Consider the following 15,537-nt stretch of genomic DNA (forward strand, 5'->3'; position numbering starts at 1 on the left):
TCGCTCCCCTCGGCATTGACGGCAACGTTCGCCGGTGGCTACGTTGCCCGGGGGCTTCGGTTGAGCTGGGGACGTCGCGCCGCTCCGGCGGTCCACCAGCCACTGAGGACAGTCGCGTCCCCGATCCCGGTCCACCACCGTCCGCTTTGGAGGGTCCAGCATGTCGGATTTGCCACGTAGGCGACTCATGAAGCTCGGTGCGGTGAGCGCCGGGGCCGTGCTGGCGCCGACCGGGTGGACGGCGGTGGCCCGGGCCGACTCGGCCGCGCCGCCGGAAGTGCGCGCGATCAACGACCTGGCGCTGTGGTACGACCGGCAGGCCGGCACGGAGTGGTTGCGCGCGCTGCCGATCGGCAACGGCCGCCTCGGCGCGATGGTCTTCGGCAACGCCGACACCGAGCGGTTGCAGCTCAACGAGGACACGGTGTGGGCGGGCGGTCCTCACGACTACACCAACACGCGGGGCGCGGCGGCCCTGGCGGAGATCAGACGCCTGGTGTTCGCGAACCAGTGGTCGCAGGCGCAGGCCCTCATCGACCAGGCGATGCTGGGCAGCCCGGCCGCCCAGCTCGCCTACCAGCCGGTGGGCGACCTCAGGCTCACGTTCCCCACCCCGAACGGGCTGTCCGGGTACCAGCGGTGGCTCGACCTGACCACCGCCACCACGGTGGTGACCTACGTGGCGAACAACGTGCGCCACCGGCGCGAGGTGATCGCCAGCGCGCCCGACCAGGTGATCGCCGTGCGCCTGACGGCCGAGACGCCCGGGTCGATCTCGTTCACCGCCTCGTTCAGCACGCCGCAGCGGGCGACGGCGTCGAGCCCGGACGGCACGACGATCGGGTTGGACGGCCGGTCCGGCGACCACCGGGGCATCGCGGGCGCCGTCCGGTTCCTCGCGCTGGCCAAGGCCGTCGCCACGGGCGGGAGCACCAGCAGCTCCGGCGGCACGCTGCGGGTGACCAACGCCGACAGCGTCACCCTGTTGATCTCGATCGGCACCAGCTACGTCGACTACCGGAACGTGGCGGGCGACTACCAGGGCATCGCGCGGGGACGCCTCAACGCCGCCCAGGGCACGGCGTACGACGTGCTGCGCGGCCGGCACGTGGCCGACTACCAGCAGCTGTTCGGGCGCGTCACCCTCGACGTCGGCCGGACCGCGGCGGCGGACCAGCCGACCGACGTCCGGATCTCCCGGCACAGCACCACGACCGACCCGCAGTTCTCCGCCCTGCTGTTCCAGTACGGCCGGTACCTGCTGATCTCGTCGTCGCGGCCGGGCACCCAGCCCGCGAACCTGCAGGGGATCTGGAACGACCAGCTGGCCCCGTCGTGGGACTCGAAGTACACCCTCAACGCCAACCTGCCGATGAACTACTGGCCGACCGACACGACGAACCTCGCCGAGTGCTACGAGCCGGTGTTCCGCATGATCAACGACCTCACCGCGACCGGCGCCCGCACCGCGCGCGCGCAGTACGGCGCCGGTGGTTGGGTCACCCACCACAACACCGACGGGTGGCGGGGCTCCTCGGTCGTGGACGGCGCGCTCTGGGGCATGTGGCAGACCGGGGGCGCCTGGCTCGCCACCATGATCTGGGACCACTACCTGTTCACCGGCGACGTGGAGTTCCTGCGGTCCTACTACCCCGCGCTGAAGGGCTCGGCGCAGTTCTTCCTCGACACCCTCGTGGAGGAGCCGACGCTGAAGTGGCTGGTCACCAACCCCTCGAACTCCCCGGAACTGCCGCACCACGCGAACGCCAGCGTGGCCGCGGGCCCCACGATGGACATGCAGATCCTGCGCGACCTGTTCGAGGGCTGCGCCCGCGCCTCGGAGGTGCTCGGCGTGGACACCGACTTCCGGACGCGGGTGCGCGCGACGAGCCAGCGGCTGGCGCCGACGCGGGTCGGCTCGCGCGGGAACGTCATGGAGTGGCTCTACGACTGGGTCGAGACCGAGCCGAACCACCGGCACGTCTCCCACCTGTACGGACTGCACCCGAGCAACCAGATCACCAAGCGCGGCACGCCCCAGCTGTTCGAGGCCGCCCGCCGGACGCTCCAGCTGCGCGGCGACGACGGCACCGGCTGGTCACTGGCCTGGAAGATCAACTACTGGGCGCGGATGGAGGAGGGCGGCCGGGCGCACGACCTGATCCGCTACCTGGTGACACCGGCCAGGCTCGCGCCCAACATGTTCGACCTGCACCCGCCGTTCCAGATCGACGGCAACTTCGGCGCGACCTCCGGCATCGCGGAGATGCTGCTGCACAGCCACAACGGCGAGCTGCACCTGCTGCCCGCGCTGCCGTCCGCCTGGCCCGCCGGCAGGGTGGACGGCCTGCGCGGCCGGGGTGGGCACACGGTGGGCGCCACGTGGAGCGGCGGTTCGGCCAGGGAGCTGACCATCACCCCCGACCGCGACGGCGCCGTCAAGGTCCGGGGCCGGGTGTTCACCGGCACCTACGAACTGCTGGACGTGACCAGCGGCGCGGCGGTCCAGCCGGAGCGGCTGGAGCCCGACCTGATCCGGTTCGCCGGGCAGGCGCGCCACACCTACCGCGTGACCGCCCAGGGACAGCCGGCGCTGGTGGTGCCGGGGGTGAACTACCACCTGGTGGCGCAGCACAGCGGGAAGCGGGCCGACGTCAACGGCGCCTCGACCGCGGCCGGCGCGACGCTGGTCCAGTGGTCGGCCACCGGCGGCCTCAACCAGCAGTTCGACTTCCTGCCCTCCGGCGACCACTACCGCATCCGGGCCAGGCACAGCGGGCTGGTGCTCCAGGTCGCCGGCACCGCCACCGGCACCGACATCACCCAGCAGCGTGATGCGGGCACCTCGAACCAGCTGTGGCGGCTGGTCGACCACGGCGGTGGCGTGGTCAGCGTGGTCAACCAGCAGAGCGGCCTCGCGCTGGACGTGTGGTCCGCCTCGACGGCCGACGGCGCCCGCATCTCGCAGTGGACCCCCACCGGCAGCACCAACCAGCGGTTCCTGCTCCAGCGGGCCTGACCGCCGCCCTACCGCGCCGCGGCCGTCGTCGTTCCCGGTGGCGGTCGTGGCACGGTAGGGCGACAGGGATGCCCTGCCGACCGAGGTGGAGACGACATGACCCGGATCGACGCGCACCACCACGTCTGGCGGCTCCTGCCGGGGCCGCCGGACCGGCCGGGGCCGAGCCGGCGCGCCCACGACTGGTTGGCCGGCGAGGACCTCGCCCCGATCCGCCGCGACTTCACCCTGGACGACCTGTCGGCCGTGGCGGCGGTGGCGGAGATCGACCGGACGGTCCTGGTCCAGGTCGTCCCCGAGGTCGCGGAGACCGCCGACTTCCTGGCCCTGTCGGCCGACGAGGGCAAGGGGCTGGTGGCGGGTGTCGTCGGGTGGGTCGACCTCACCGACCCCGGCGTCGACGAGGTGCTCGCCGCCCTGCGCGAGGGTCCCGGCGGCGAGCTGCTGGTCGGCGTGCGGCACCTGGTGCAGGGCGAGTCGGACCCGCGCTGGTTGACCCGGCCGGACGTCCGGCGCGGGCTGCGCGCGGTCGCCGACGCGGGGCTGGCCTACGACCTGCTCACCCTCGTCCACCAGCTGCCCGCGGCGATCGAGACCGTGCGCGAGCTGCCCGGGGCGACGTTCGTGCTGGACCACCTGTCGAAGCCCCCGATCGTCTCCGGCGACCTCGAACCCTGGGCGTCGCACCTGCGCGAGCTCGCCGCCGAGCCGAACGTCACCTGTAAGTTGTCGGGCATGATCACCGAGGCCGATCCCGTCGGGTGGACCGTGGCGGACCTGCGCCCGTACGCCGACGCGGTGCTGGAGGCGTTCGGGCCGTCGCGGGTGGCGTTCGGCTCCGACTGGCCGGTCTGCCTGCTCGCGGGCTCCTACGAGGAGGTCGTCGCGGCGGCCGAGGGGCTGACCGCCGGGCTGACCGACGCCGAGCGCGACGAGGTCTTCGGCGGCACCGCCGCCCGCGTCTACCGACTGCCGGAGGAACGACTGTGAAGGTGCGCCTCGCCTACGGGGACTCCGGGTTGGACATCGACCTCGACCCGGCGGCCACCACGGTGGTCCAGCCCGTGCACCACGACGCCGCCGCCGATCAGGCCGGCGTCCTGCGCGCGGCGCTGCGCTCCCCCGTCGCCGGGCCGCCGTTGCGCGACCGCGTGCGCCCCGGCCAGACGGTCGCGATCTCGGCGTGCGACGGCACCAGGCCGCAGCCGCGCCGGCTGATGATCCCCGCCATCCTCGCGGAGCTCGACGGGGTCGTGCGCCTCGATGACGTGGTGATCCTGGTCGCGACCGGGACGCACCGCGGCAACGACGAGGACGAGCTGCGGCGGATGTTCGGCGACGAGGTGGTCGACTCCGTGCGGATCGTCAACCACGACGCGCGGGACCGCGACCGGTTGACGTGGGTCGGCACGCACGGGAACGGCGTGCCGGTGTGGCTGAACCGCGAGTGGGTCGACGCGGACGTGCGCATCACCACGGGTTTCGTGGAGCCGCACTTCTTCGCGGGCTTCTCCGGCGGGCCGAAGCTGGTCGCGCCGGGCCTCGCCGCGCTGGAGACCGTGCTGGTCCTGCACGACGCCGCCCGGATCGGCGACCCGCGTGCCACCTGGGGCATCACGCACGGCAACCCGGTCCACGACGACGTCCGCGCGATCGCCGCGGCCACCGGTGTCACCTTCGCGCTGGACGTGGTCCTGAACCGGGACAAGGACGTCGTCGCGGCGTTCGGCGGCGACCTGGCGCCGATGCACGCCGCCGCGACCGCCGTGGCGAAGCGGATGGCCATGCGGCCCGTGGACGCGCCGTTCGACGTGGTCGTCACCACGAACTCCGGCTTCCCTCTGGACCAGAACCTCTACCAGGCCGTCAAGGGGATGTCGGCGGCGCACCAGGTCGTCCGCCCCGGCGGGGTGATCGTGTGCGCGGCGGAGTGCCGGGACGGCTTCCCCGACCACGGCTCCTACCGGCAGGTCCTCGCCTCCGCCCCGTCGCCCAAGGCGCTGTTCGAGGACATCAGCGCACGCGTCGACACCGTTCCGGACCAGTGGCAGGTGCAGATCCAGGCCCGCATCCAGTCGACCTGCCGGGTCGTCATGCGCACCTCGTTCCTGAGCGACGCCGACCTCGCCGCGGCCCACCTGGAGCAGACCGACGACATCTCGGCCACCGTCGCCCGCGCGCTCGCCGACGCCGGTCCCGGCGCCCGCGTGTGCGTCCTGCCGGAGGGCCCTCAGACCATCCCCTACCTGGCGGACGGCTCACCGTGAGCGGTGGGGGTCCGCAGACCGCCGGAACGATCCTTCACCACGAGGAGTGAGTCCTATCCATCGCCGCCTGGGATGACCTATGCGGGCACCCAGGCCGAAATGAGCATGCTTATTTGGTGGCCGGTCGACCACACATCGTTCGCTCGGCGTACGATCACGCCTGCGACGTCCCAGTGCCATGGCACCGCGACGCGCGCTCGGCGTTGGTCGCCCTACCCGGATGTAGGCTGGGCGGGCAGCGGTGAGCCGTCATACCCTTCAGGCGACCCGTCACTAAGGAGCGGCGTTGACGGATGGCGCACTCGTGCCGGACGGCCCCACCGGCCGGTCGGACACCACCCCGGCGCCCGGTCCTTACCGGCCGGGCTACGAGCTCGTCTCGGAGCAGATCCTCCAGCTGATCGCCGAGCTGGAGCTGCGGCCGGGCGACCGGATGCCGACCGAGAACGAGCTGGCCGCGCGCATGGGGACCAGCCGGACGGTGGTGCGGGAAGCCGTCAAGATCCTCTCCGCGATCGGGCGGGTGCGGGCGCACAAGGGGCGCGGGCTCTACGTGGCCGACGACGAGGGCATGCTCGGCTCCTCCCGGTGGGGCGGCTTCTTCCTGCCGACCAACCTCGACCACGTCTACATGCTCTTCGAGTTCCGCCGCGTCCAGGAGACCGCCGCCAGCCGACTGGCCGCGATCCACGCCACCCCGGCCGAGCTGCGCGCCATCGGCGCCGCCGCCGACACCTGCCGACAGGGTCACCTGACCGACCAGTCCTCGCTGTTCGAGCGCGGCGACGACGACTTCCACCTCGCCGTCGCCGAGGCGTCCCACAACCAGTTCCTCGTGGCCGCCGTGCGTGAAGCCCGCCGCCTGCAACGCCAGTCCAGCACCATCGGCCTGCACGGGAGCATCGGCGGACACGCGGCGGAGGCCGTCGACGAGCACCTCGCGATCTACGAGGCGATCCGCGACGGTGACCCCGAAGCCGCCGCGACGGCCGCCGGCCTGCACATCGACAACACCCTTCAGGACTACCGCAGCGAGATCCAGCGCCGGCTCTTCGGCTGAGCAACCCTCGTCCGCCGCGGCGTGTGAGCGCCGAGGCGGCCGTCCGACGTCTGGACTCGTTCGCCGGATGTGTGCTACAAATCGCGGCGGATGTACGAGTACGTGTATGACATCTAGCACCCGGGCAACGACGCACCGAGGGAGCGCTCATGTCAGCTCGTCGATCGGCTCGATCATCACCGCCGGCGAGCGTGGGCGAGCCCGCCTCCCCCGGTGGGACGCCCTGAGTCCCACGGCGGCCGACACCTCGCGGTGTGCCAGCCGAACGGACTCCCCACCCGAGCCGGTGCGACGCCACGCGCCACGCCGGCCGGACCCCCGCCGCGCCGGGCTCCCGCAGCACGTGCGCACCGCACACCGGTTCCGGTGAGACCTACCGGACACCGCCGCACCTCCCGCACACCGGTCCCGACGACACCCGCCGGACACCGCCGCACACCGCCGCCGCGTAATCCAGCCAGTCGCCGTTCAGATGCCCCAGAGGAGTGGCAATGCGACACAGATTCGCGCGCCTGTTTTCGATCATGGGTTGCGTGGTGGTGATGATGGGCCTGGCTTCCGCGCCGGCGCCCGCACACCCCGAAGGGTTCCACGTCCTGCTGTTCAGCAAGACCGCGGCCGGCGCCTACCGGCACGACTCGATCCCGGCCGGGATCACGATGTTCGAGCAACTGGCGGCCCAGAACGACTGGGAGCTGACCAAGAGCGAGGACTCGTCCGTCTTCAACGACACCACCCTCGCCACGTTCGACGTGGTCGTCATGCTCCAGACCTCCGGCATGGTGTGGGACAACGACGCGCAGCGCGCCGCGGCGCAGAAGTACATGCGCGCCGGCGGCGGCTTCGTCGCGATCCACAACGCCACGGACATGAACATCGAGCAGTCGTTCCCGTGGTGGGACCAGGTGCTCGGCGCGACCATGACCGCGCACTCGGCGACCGTGTCCGGCACCGCCAAGGTCGCCGACCGCAAGCACCCGTCGGGCACGGCGCTGCCGGACCGGTGGACGCGCACCGAGGAGTGGTACAACTTCACCCGCTCGGTCCGCGGCAACGCGCACGTGCTGGTGACCGCCGACGAGACGACGTACGACCCCGGCACGAGCCGGATGGGGTACGACCACCCGATCTCGTGGTGCCGCAACTACGAGGGCGGCCGGCTGTGGGCCACCGCCATGGGCCACCAGGCGTCCAGCTACTCCGAGCCGCTGTTCCGCGAGCACGTCAAGGGCGGCGTGGAGTCGGCGGGCGGCAAGGTGCAGGCCGACTGCGGCCCCACGGTGTGGAGCAGCTTCGAGAAGGTGACGCTGGACGACAACACCGTCGGGCCGGCCGCGCTGGACGTCGCCAAGGACGGCCGCGTGTTCTACGCGGAGTACGGCGGCAAGGTGAAGGTCCACAAGCCGGACACCCGCACCACCGTCACGGCGGCCACCCTCAGCGTCTACACGGGCGGTGAGGACGGTCTGACCGGGCTCGCGCTCGACCCGAACTTCGCCACCACCAAGTGGATCTACCTGATGTACTCGCCGTCGGGCGGCGGCGAGGACATCGCCCGCGTCTCCCGGTTCACCGTGAACGGCGACGCGCTGGACCTGTCCAGCGAGCGGATCCTGATGAAGGTGCCGTCCTCCCGCCAGGCGCCGGAACCGGGCCACACCGGCGGCTACATCGCGTTCGGCCCGAACGGCAACCTCTACATCGGCACCGGCGACGACGTCCAACCGCACCGCTCCGACGGCTACGCGCCGATCGACGAGCGGCCGGGCTGGGCGAACAACGACGTCCAGGCGACCGCGGCCAACACCAACGACCTGCGGGGCAAGATCCTGCGGATCCACCCGGAGACCAACGGAACCTACACCGTCCCGTCGGGCAACATGTTCGCGCCGGGCACGGCCAGGACGAAGCCCGAGATCTACGCGATGGGCTTCCGCAACCCGTTCCGCTTCTCGGTGCACCCGACGTCGGGCGCGATCTACGCGGCCGACTACGGCCCGGACGCGGCGAACGACAACGCCAACCGCGGCCCCGGCGGGACCGTGGAGTGGAACGTCATCACGTCGCCCGGCTTCTACGGCTGGCCGTACTGCATCGGCGACAACATCCCGTTCAACGACTACAACTTCGCCACCGGGCAGTCGGGCGCGAAGTTCAACTGCGACCAGCCGGTGAACAACTCGCCCAACAACACCGGCCTGACCACGCTCCCGGCCGCGCGCAAGGCCGAGGTCTGGTACGGCAACGGCGCGAACGGCAACAAGTTCCCGGAGATGGGCAGCCCCTCGGGCGGCGAGGCGCCGGGCGCGTTCCCGATCTACCAGTACGACGCGAACAACCCGTCGCCCACCAAGTTCCCGGCCTACTTCGACCAGACGCCGTTCTTCGGCGAGTGGTCGCGCAACCGGATGTGGGAGTTCCGGGTGGGCCAGGACGGGAAGCTGTTGAAGATCAACGACTTCCTGTCGAACCTGAGCTTCAAGTCGCCGCTGGACATGAAGTTCGGCCCGGACGGGTCGATGTACCTGCTCGAATGGGGCTCCGGCTACGGTCGGGACAACCCCGACTCCGGGCTCTACCGCATCGACTACAAGAGCGGCGACCGCAGCCCGACCGCGACCGCGACGGCGACGCCCACCTCGGGGACCTCACCCCTGACGGTGCGGTTCTCCAGCGCCGGCTCCGGTGACCCGGAAGGCGGTCCGGTGACCTACCGGTGGGAGTTCGGCGACGGCGGCACGTCCACCGAGGCCAACCCCACGCACACCTACACCGCCAAGGGCCAGTTCAACGCCAAGCTCACCGTCACCGACGCGGGCGGGAAGTCCGGCGTGGGCAGCGTGGTCGTGACCTCGGGCAACACCGCGCCGACGGTCAACCTGAGCATCCCGGACGGCGGCATGTTCGGCTGGGGCGACTCGATCCCCTACACCGTCGCGGTCACCGACCCGGAGGACGGCACGATCGACTGCGCCAGGGTGACCACCACCCCGGCACTGGGACACGACCAGCACGGGCACGACATCTCGCCGATCCCCGGCTGCACGGGCACGTTCAAGGCCGAGACCGACAGCGCGCACGCCAACCTGAACTCGTTCTGGGTGGCGGCGAGCAGGTACACCGACAACGGCACGAGCGGCGTGCCCGCGCTGGAAGGCAGCCGGAAGGTCCTGCTGCAACCCAAGCGCAAGCAGGTCGAGTACTTCACCGGCTCCTCCGGCGTGCGGGTCGTGTCGCAGGCCGGGGCCGAGTCCGGCGCCCGGGTCGGCGACATCGCCACCAACGACTGGGTCTCGTTCACGCCGTACAACTTCACCAACATCAACCAGGTGTCCGTCCGGCTGTCCTCGCCGAGCGGCGGTGGGTCGATCGAGTTCCGGACCGGGTCGCCGACGGGCGCGCTGATCGCCACGGTCCCGGTCCCGAGCACCGGCGGCTGGGACACCTACCAGAGCACGGCCCCGGTGAACGTCACCAACCCCGGTGGCACCACGGAGCTGTTCATGGTGTTCCGGACCGGCACGAGCTCCTTCGACGTCGACTCGATGACGTTCACCGGCAACGGGGTCGGCACACCGGGCACCGGCGGTGGCACCGGCCGCATCGTGGGCGTCGGCGGCAAGTGCGTCGACGTCAACGGCGCCAGCAGCACCGACGGCGCGAAGGTCCAGCTCTGGACCTGCAACGACGGCGCCAACCAGAGGTGGACCCGCACCGGGCAGACGCTCCAGGCCCTGGGCAAGTGCCTCACCGTCAACGGTGGCAGCACCGCCGACGGCGCGCTGGTGCAGCTGTGGACCTGCAACGGCTCCGCCGCGCAGAGCTGGTCGCCGCAGTCCGACGGCACGCTCCGCAACGGCTCCAAGTGCCTGGACGCCAACGGCGGCAGCTCCGCCGACGGCACCCAGCTGATCATCTGGACCTGCAACGGCGGCACCAACCAGCGGTGGACGCTGCCCTGAGCGGGCGGCCCGCGGCTCCGGCGCCCGCCGGAGCCGCGGGCCTTCGCCGCGAGGTTCCTTCCCACCGCACGGCAAGGAGGAAGGTCATGGGCAGGACCACGTCGACGGGGCGGGCACGACCGGGCAAGCCCCTCCCCGGCGCCACGGGGCCGCGACCCACGTGGAAGTCGGCCACCGCCCTGGTCACCACGTTCGCGCTCGGGTTCGCCGTCGCGTTCGTGACCGGCTCGTGGACCTCGGGGCCGGACGCGACGGAGCGCCGGATCGCCGAGTTGACGCAGGCCGAGGCGCAGCGGGACGTCGAGCAGGTCGGGACGTTGATCGAGCTCGCCAAGGGCGGCCGGGAACGCCTGACCCCGGTGCTCCAGGCGATGGCGAAGGCGTCTCCCCCGCAGGGCACGACGCCACCCGCGATCGAGGACGTGCGCGGCTGGCGGGAGGTGGTGTCCGCGGAGGTCCAGCGGTACGCGGAGACGCCGTCCGCCGGGAACGGGGTGAACGTCGCCCGCACCGGGCTGCGGACCGCCGTCGAACAGCTCGCCGCCGCCGTCGACGGCTTCGCCGCCGCCGTGACCGCTCCCGCGCCGCTGTCGGGCGACCTGCTCACCCTGGCCGGCGCGCAGCGCTCGTTGGCACTGCGCGCCTGGTCGGTCGCCGCGCTCCAGCTGGACGTGATCAGCATCGAGGCCGGCAAGGGGCACGTGCACGTGTACCTGCCGTCCGGGTCGGACTCCGGCGCGATCCCCGCCGACACGGCCCCGGAGGGCAGCGGGTGACCGCCCGAGCCGCCCACCACCGAACCACACCTCACAGAACGGAAGCACCCACGTGTCAGAGGACAACCGCCCGCGCCGGCGTTGGACGTTGATCGCCGCTGCCGCCGCGCTGCTCCTGGCCGGCACCGACGTCGCCAGTGCCAGTACCAGTGCCGAAACCGCACCCGCGGCGCCCGCCGCGGCGGACACCGTCACCACCGCCGCCGCGACACCCGGCTGCGGCAAGGCGCCGACCCTGCGCAGCGGCACGCACACCATCCAGAGCGGCGGCAAGACCCGCAGCTTCATCCTCAGCGTCCCCGACAACTACAACAACACCTACCAGCACCGCTTGGTCTTCGGGTTCCACTGGTTGGGCGGCACCATGGACCAGGTCGCCGGCGGCGGGAGCGACGGGGCCGTCTACGCCCACTACGGGCTGAAGCAGCTGTCGAACAACACGGCGATCTTCGTCGCGCCCCAGGGCCTCAACAACGGCTGGGGCAACTCCGGCGGCGAGGACGTCACCTTCGTCGACAACATGATCAAGCGGATCGAGGACGACCTCTGCGTCGACACCACGCAGCGGTTCTCCCTCGGCTTCAGCTACGGCGGCGCGATGAGCATCTCGCTCGCGTGCTCCCGGCCGACGGTGTTCCGCGCCATCGCCGCCATCGCCTCGCCCGGTGAGATCAGCGGCTGCGCGGGCGGCACCGCGCCCGTCGCCTACATGGGCATCCACGGCCTCTCGGACAACATCGGCGGTGGACGCGCCCAGCGCGACAGGTGGGTCCGCAACAACGGCTGCACGGTCCAGAACCCGCCGGAGCCGACCCGGGGCAGCAACACCCACATCAGCACCGCCTACTCGGGGTGCCGGACCGGGTACCCGGTCGTCTGGGCCCCGTTCGACGGTGGCCACCAGCAGGGACCGGTGGACGGGTGCGCGGGCTGCGAGTCCGGTGCCAGGAGCTGGGTCAAGGGCGAGGTGTGGAAGTTCTTCACCGGTGAGCAGCCCCCGACGCCGACCACGTTCCGGTTGCGCGGCGAGGCGAGCAGCCGGTGCCTGGACGTCAACGGCGCGAACCCGGCCAACGGCACGCAGGCGATCATCTGGGACTGCAACAGCGGCGCCAACCAGCAGTTCACGGTGAACGGGAAGGCCCTCCAGGTGCTGGGCAAGTGCCTGGACATGCCGAGCAACGCCGCCGCGGGCACCCGGGTGCGGATCTGGGACTGCACCAGCGGCGCGAACCAGCAGTGGAACCTCAACACCAACGGCACGATCAGCAACGCGCAGAACGGGCTGTGCCTCGACGTGAACGCCGCCGCCACCGCCAACGGCTCCGCGGTCATCGTGTGGAACTGCCACACCGGCGCCAACCAGCGGTGGGCCCGGGCGTAACCGGCAGTGCGCCGCGGCGGGACCGGACCGACCGGGGTCCGGTCCCGCCGTGGCCGCCGGTCAGTCGGCCGTGGGTGGCGAGGTGAGGCGGAAGCCGGCGAGGCGGAAGTCGCCGTGCAGGGTCAGCCGCAGGTCGTGGACCCCGTCCAACGGTCCCCCGAACCGCGCCGCGGCACTCGTCCACGTGTAGCGGTCGCCCGTCACCGGCACGTCGACCACGCCCAGTGGCCGGTCGGGCAGGTGGAGTTCCAGCCACGCCCGCCCCGGACCGCCCGCGCGCGCCACCTCGACCTCGACGCCGACGGCGCCGGTCAGGTCCGCGGCGCGGAACAGCAGCGTCGCGGGCAGCGCCGGGTCCGCCGGGGCGACCGCGTCGCCGGCGGCCCGGGTCGCGTCGACGAGCACGACCTCGGAGTAGTCGTCGAAGTCGACGGCGCGGGTGTGCCGGTCGACCACCGCGCGGGGCGCGGGTTCCTCGCCGGTGACGGTGAGCCGCGCGACCAGGACGTGCGCCTCGGCGGACCGCGCGACGACGATCTCGTAGTCACCCGGGTCGACCGCGAACGCACCGCGGTCGACGTCCCAGTGGGCGAGCCGCTCGACGGGCAGCCGGAAGGTCAGCACCTCGCCGTCCCCCGCGCCGAGGCGGACCTTGCGGAAGTCGACCAGGCGCAGCCGGGGCGCCTCGTACCGGGCGGCCGACGCCCGCGCGTAGACCTGGACCACCTCGCTGCCGGGACGCGCGCCGGTGTTCGCCACCGCCACCGAGACGTCGAGCGCTCCGTCCTGCGGCACGACCTCCGACGACAACCGCAGGTCGCGGTAGGCGAAGTCGGTGTAGGACAGGCCGTGGCCGAACGGGTACAGCGGCGCGGCCCGGTGGTACTGGTAGGTCCACCCCGCCTTGATGACGTCGTAGTCGAGCGGGTGGGGCAGCTCGTCGTCGCCCCGGTACCAGCTCTGCGGCAGCCGGCCCGCCGGTTCGGCGTCGCCGAGCAGCACGGCGGCGAGCGCGTGACCCGTCTCCTGTCCGCCGTGGGACGTCCACACGACGGCGGGCAGGTGCTCGTCGGCCCAGTCCAGGGCGTAGGGGTAGCTGCTCATCACCACCAGGACGGTGGCCGGCCGGACCTCGGCGACGGCGCGGAGCAGCGCCTCCTGCGCGTCGGGCAGCGCGGTGCCGGTGCGGTCCTGGGTCTCGCGGCCGTTGATGAGCGGGTGGTTGCCGAGGACGACGACCGCGACGTCGGCGGCGGCCGCGGCGGCACGGGCCTGCGCCGCGCCGTCGCGCACCAACTCCCGCGACCAGCGCTCGGCGGCCCCGGGCGTCGCGGCCGTGACGACCACCCCGCCGTCGGCCCGGTCGACCGTCGCGTAACGGCCGGTGAGGACGTTGCGCAGCAGCACCGCGTCACCGTCGTCCGCGACGGGCTCCAGCACGAACGTCTCGTGCACGTCCCAGCTCTTGACGCGTTCCTCCTCGATGACCAGCGAGCCGTGCTTCGCGCCGAGGTGGCGGCCGGTGTCGGCGGACCGCAGGGTCACCACGCCGTCGCCCCAGTCGGTGACGTCGAAGGCGGTGTCGCCGAGCAGCCGGCCGGTGGTGCGGGACCGCAGCTCGACGCGGTCCTCGCCCGACACCCGGACCACCTTGCCGACCGCCTCCGCCAGCCCGGCGGCGACGGTGACCCGGTACGGCATCGTGCCGCTGTACCAGTCCTCGTGCAGCACGTCGGAGAGCGGGCCGATGACCGCGACGCGGGGCGCCGCGGCCCCGTCCAGCGGCAGCAGGCCGTCGTTCTTCAGCAGCACCACGGACTCGGTGGCCGCGCGCGCGGCGAGCACCCGGTGGTCCGGGTGGTCGACCACGTCCGGACCGATCGAGGCGTACGGGTCGAGGTCCGGGTCGAACTCGCCGAGGCGGAACCGCAGCGCCAGCTGCCGGCGCACCGCGCGGTCGACGTCGGCCTCGGTGATCAGGCCGCGGTCCAGCGCCTCGCGCAGCCGCCCGACCGGGGTGGCGCTGTCCAGGCCGTGGTCGGTGAAGCTGTCGATGCCCGCCTTGAGCGCGGCGGCGTGCGACTCCACGTGGTCGTCGAAGTAGTGCTCCAGGTCGACCAGGTTCGACGGCGCCTCCGCGTCGCTGACCACGAACAGCTCGTGCCCGGTCGGCTCGGCCCAGCGGCGCAGCTCGTCCTGGATCAGCGGGCTGACGTGGCACGGGCGGCCGTTGACCAGGTTGTAGGCGGCCATGGCCCCGGTCGCCGCGCCGGAGGCCACCACGGGCCGGAACGCCGCCAGGTCGTACTCGTGCAGCACGCGTGGCCGCACGCCGGAGGACGTGGTGCAGCGGTCGTCCTCGTTGTTGTACGCCAGGAAGTGCTTGAGCACGGGCGCCGTGCGCAGGAACCGGGGGTCGTCGCCCGCCATGCCCCGGCAGAACGCCTCCGCCAGCCGCGCGGTGTGCACCGGGTCCTCGGAGTAGCCCTCCTCGTTGCGCCCCCAGCGCGGGTCGCGCAGCAGGTTCACCACCGGCGCCCACGCCTGCAGGCTCGTCGGGGCGTCGCCGTCGGCCGGTGGGCGGTGCCGGTGGAACGCGCGCAGCTCGACCGAGGTCGCCTCCGCCACGCGGCGCACCAGGTCTTCGTCCCAGGTCGCGCCCAGACCCACCGCCTGCGGGAACGCCGTGGCGACGCCGAGCCACGACACGCCGTGCAACGCCTCGGAGCCGGTGCGGAAGGGGCCGACGCCCAGCCGCGGCACGGCCGGCGCGTGCTGGTGCAGCATCGCGAGCCGCTCGTCGAGCGTGAGCCGTTCGAGCAGGTCATCGACGCGCTTGCGCACGTCCAGGTCAGAGTCGTGGAACGGCAGCCGCTCGGTGGCGGGCAGGGAGGAGGAACTCACGCGGCACAACCCCTTGAGTCTGATCAGGTGAAGCGCTTCAACGCTGACACGGTGTCCGCTGAGCTGTCAATCAGCACGAACGGTCCACATCTCAGCAGGGAAACTGACCCTTGCCGTGCGCCACGTCACATGATTAGTCTCCGGCATCGTCTAAGCGCTTCGACA

8 protein-coding genes are annotated in these 15,537 nt (G+C 72.2%); 7 read left to right on the plus strand and 1 reads right to left on the minus strand.

The window, feature by feature from the left end; translation table 11 throughout:
- The first annotated feature begins 202 nt into the window (after window positions 1-202).
- From ACQPYE_RS24995 to ACQPYE_RS25025, 7 genes are all read left to right on the plus strand, one after another.
- Entirely contained in the window at window positions 203-3,019 is a 2,817-nt protein-coding gene (locus tag ACQPYE_RS24995) for a glycosyl hydrolase family 95 catalytic domain-containing protein (RefSeq protein ID WP_498714817.1), read from the plus strand.
- Between the two features lie 96 nt (window positions 3,020-3,115).
- The gene (locus tag ACQPYE_RS25000; RefSeq protein ID WP_498714818.1) at window positions 3,116-4,009 is read left to right on the plus strand and encodes an amidohydrolase family protein; all 894 of its coding nucleotides are present in this window, start codon (window positions 3,116-3,118) and stop codon (window positions 4,007-4,009) included.
- Entirely contained in the window at window positions 4,006-5,286 is a 1,281-nt protein-coding gene (gene larA / locus ACQPYE_RS25005) for a nickel-dependent lactate racemase (RefSeq protein WP_498714819.1), read from the plus strand. The genes ACQPYE_RS25000 and larA overlap by 4 nt, the downstream gene beginning before the upstream one ends.
- Before the next feature lie 286 nt (window positions 5,287-5,572).
- A complete protein-coding gene (locus tag ACQPYE_RS25010) occupies window positions 5,573-6,346 on the plus strand; it encodes a FadR/GntR family transcriptional regulator (RefSeq protein ID WP_498714820.1) in 774 nt (257 codons plus the stop codon).
- Window positions 6,347-6,837: 491 nt separating this feature from the next.
- Window positions 6,838-10,308 (plus strand): ThuA domain-containing protein, encoded by a 3,471-nt coding sequence (locus tag ACQPYE_RS25015; protein WP_498714821.1) that lies wholly within the window; start codon window positions 6,838-6,840, stop codon window positions 10,306-10,308.
- Between the two features lie 86 nt (window positions 10,309-10,394).
- Window positions 10,395-11,084, plus strand: coding sequence for a hypothetical protein (locus tag ACQPYE_RS25020; protein WP_498714822.1), 690 nt, complete (start codon window positions 10,395-10,397; stop codon window positions 11,082-11,084).
- A gap of 52 nt (window positions 11,085-11,136) precedes the next feature.
- Complete coding sequence (locus ACQPYE_RS25025) at window positions 11,137-12,468, plus strand: RICIN domain-containing protein (RefSeq protein WP_498714823.1); 1,332 nt, start codon at window positions 11,137-11,139, stop codon at window positions 12,466-12,468.
- A 60-nt stretch (window positions 12,469-12,528) separates the two neighbouring features.
- On the opposite strand, the gene ACQPYE_RS25030 is transcribed toward ACQPYE_RS25025, so the two are convergent.
- Complete coding sequence (locus tag ACQPYE_RS25030; RefSeq protein WP_498714824.1) at window positions 12,529-15,372, minus strand: glycoside hydrolase family 3 C-terminal domain-containing protein; 2,844 nt, start codon at window positions 15,370-15,372, stop codon at window positions 12,529-12,531.
- Window positions 15,373-15,537: the final 165 nt, after the last annotated feature.

Origin of the sequence: Actinosynnema sp. CA-299493, from assembly GCF_050946825.1 — a bacterium.
In the GTDB taxonomy this organism is placed as follows: domain Bacteria; phylum Actinomycetota; class Actinomycetes; order Mycobacteriales; family Pseudonocardiaceae; genus Actinosynnema.